Here is a 2,915-nt window from a genome sequence, read left to right on the forward strand (position 1 = left end):
CCCCAGGCCCCAAGGAGCCCGCACCCATGGCAGCATCCCGCAGGCGAATGACCCTCGCCGGCATCATCGACGGACCGGGCGGCCACACCGCCGCCTGGCGCCACCCCGCCACCAAGGCCGACGCCCAGCTCGACCTCGACTTCCACATCCGCAACGCACAGACCCTCGAACGCGGCCTGTTCGACGCCGTGTTCATCGCCGACATCGTCGCCGTCTGGGGCACCCACCTCGACTCCCTGTGCCACACCTCCCGCACCGAGCACTTCGAACCGCTCACCCTGCTCGCCGCCTACGCCGCCGTCACCGAGCACATCGGCCTCGCCGCCACCGCCACCACCACCTACAACGAGCCGCACCACATCGCCCGCCGCTACGCCTCCCTCGACCACCTCAGCGGCGGCCGCGCCGCCTGGAACGTGGTCACCTCCGCCGCGCCCTGGGAGTCCGTCAACTTCGGCCGGCCCGAGCACCTGGAGCACGGCCGGCGCTACCAGCGCGCCGAGGAGTTCATCGACGTCGTCAAGCAGCTGTGGGACAGCGGCGGCGACGCCCGCGACGGCACGCCCGGCGCCCCCCTGCACCACCGCGGCGAGCACTTCGAGACCACGGAGCCGCTCGACGTCGCCCGCCCGCCGCAGGGCCGGCCCGTCATCATCCAGGCCGGATCCTCCCCGGTCGGCCGCGAGTTCGCCGCCCGGCACGCCGAGGTGATCTTCACCCGGCACAACCGCCTCGCCGACGCCCAGGACTTCTACACCGACCTCAAGAGCCGCGTCGCCGCCCACGGCCGCAACCCCGAACAGGTCCTGGTCTGGCCGACCCTAGCCCCGATCGTCGCCGCCACCGAGGCCGAGGCCCTGGCGGTCCTGGCCGAACTCCAGGACCTGGTCCCCGACCACGTCGCCCTGCGCACCCTCCAGGACTTCCTCGGCGTCGACCTGGCCGGCCACCCCATCGACGGCCCCGTCCCCGACATCCCGTACACCAACCAGTCGCAGAGCACCACCGAACGCCTGGTCGGCCTCGCCCGCCGGGAGAACCTCTCGATCCGCGGCCTCGCCCTGCGCCTGATGGGCGACGTCATCGCCGGCACCCCCGAGCAGATCGCCGACCACATGGAGTCCTGGTTCACCCAGGGCGGCGCGGACGGTTTCAACATCGACTTCCCCTACCTCCCCGGCTCCGCCGACGACTTCGTCGACCACGTCGTCCCCGAGCTCCAGCGCCGCGGCCTGTACCGGACCGCCTACCAGGGCACCACCCTGCGCGAGAACCTCGGCCTGGACCTCCCCGCCCCTACCCGGAAAGCAGGTGCCGCATGACCGCCGGCCGACCGACAGCCACCACCCCGCTGCTCCTGGCGGCCATCGGCCCGAACCCCACCGGCCCCGGCACCGCCGCACCCGGCCTGCGCGAACTCAAGGCGCTCGCCCGCGCGGCCGAGCAGGCCGGACTGGACGCCCTGCTGCTCGGCGACGGCACCCCCGCCGCCCCCGGCCGGTTCGAGGCCACCACCGCGGCCGCCGCCCTGTGCGCCGTCACCGAGCACATCGGCCTGCTGGTCCGCACCCCGCCCGGTGACCTCGCGCCCTACCACCTGGCGCGGATCACCGCCTCGCTCGACCACCTCGGCCGCGGCCGGGCCGGCTGGTGCGCCGACGGCACCGGCCCGGGCACGGCGGCGGCCGCCGAATACCTGGAGGTCGTCAAGGGCCTGTGGGAGAGCTTCGACGCCGACGCCTTCGTCCACGACCGGGAGAGCGGGCAGTACTGGCACCTCGACCGGATCCACCGGCTCGACCACGACGGCCCGCACTACTCGGTGGCCGGCCCGCTCAACGTCGCCCGCCCGCCCCAGGGCCACCCCGTGGTCGCCGTCACCGACCCCGCCCTCGCCGGCGGCGCCGACCTCGTCCTGCTGGACACCACCGACCCCGCCGAGGCCCGGCGCCTGCGGACCCGGATCCGGCAGGACGCCGCCGAACGCGGCGGGGACGCCGACCACGTCAAGGTCATCGCGACCCTGCGCACCGGGGCCGGCACGGACCCGGCGGACCTGATCGCCCGGTGGACCGAACAGCAGGCCGCGGACGGCTTCGTGGCCACCCTCACCGCGCCCGACGACCCGTTCCTCACCACCGCCGTCCCCGAGCTGCGCCGCCGCGGCCTGCTCGGCGCCGGTCCGCTCGGCGGCGCCGCCGCCCGCACCACGCTGCGTGAGCGGCTCGGCCTGCCCCGGCCGGACCGCCGGCCCGCCACCGTCTGAGGAGGCGGCGCCACCATGGAGACGCTCATCCTCACGGGCAGCACGGCACCGGCCTCCAGCAGCGCCCGGCTGGCCGCCCGGATCCGCCACCACCTGCAGCAGCGCGACGCCGGCGGCTCGGTCGTCGACCTCGACCGCCGGCTGCTGCGACTGCCCGGCCTGGACGCGGACGCCTACACCGACGGCACCCTCGCCCTCGACCCGGACGTCCGCCACCTGGCCGACCGTCTGGCGGCCGCCCGGGCCGTCGTCCTCATCACCCCCGTCCAGCACGGCAGTTACGCGGGCGCCCTGAAGAACCTGCTCGACCACGCACCGCGGGCCGCCCTGCGCGACCGGGCGGTCCTGGTCGCCGCCACCGGCGCGAGCGTGCACCACGGCGCCACCGCCTGCGACCACCTGCGGGCGGTGGTCCGGTCCCTCGGCGGCTGGACCGTCCCGACCCAGGTCATCGCCGAACGCGCCGACCTGCTCGGCGCCACCGCACCCCGGCTGGACGCCCGGATCGACCGGGCAGCCGCCGAACTGCTGCTCGGCGCCCGGATGCTGGCCCCGGCCGCCGTCTGACCGCCGCACCTTCCGCCCACCATCGACTGGAGAGCCATGTCCCGCCGCCTGTTCACCTCGGAGTCGGTCACCGAGGGACACC

At 75.4% G+C, this 2,915-nt stretch carries 3 protein-coding genes; all 3 read left to right on the plus strand.

The genetic code is table 11. The features are described 5' to 3' along the window. Positions 1 to 26 precede the first annotated feature (26 nt). Genes AA75_RS26760 through AA75_RS26770 form a run of 3 tightly spaced genes read left to right on the plus strand, consistent with a single transcriptional unit; the run spans position 27 to position 2,833 of the window. Positions 27 to 1,322, plus strand: coding sequence for an LLM class flavin-dependent oxidoreductase (locus AA75_RS26760; protein ID WP_033822830.1), 1,296 nt, complete (start codon positions 27 to 29; stop codon positions 1,320 to 1,322). Then, positions 1,319 to 2,266 carry an LLM class flavin-dependent oxidoreductase gene (locus tag AA75_RS26765; protein WP_051813437.1) on the plus strand — a complete coding sequence of 316 codons (948 nt, stop codon included), beginning with the start codon at positions 1,319 to 1,321 and terminating at the stop codon, positions 2,264 to 2,266. The genes AA75_RS26760 and AA75_RS26765 overlap by 4 nt, the downstream gene beginning before the upstream one ends. Before the next feature lie 15 nt (positions 2,267 to 2,281). Next, entirely contained in the window at positions 2,282 to 2,833 is a 552-nt protein-coding gene (locus AA75_RS26770; protein WP_051813439.1) for an NADPH-dependent FMN reductase, read from the plus strand. The last annotated feature ends 82 nt before the right edge of the window (positions 2,834 to 2,915 follow it).

The organism is Kitasatospora sp. MBT63 (genome assembly GCF_000710465.2).
Classification (GTDB): domain Bacteria; phylum Actinomycetota; class Actinomycetes; order Streptomycetales; family Streptomycetaceae; genus Kitasatospora.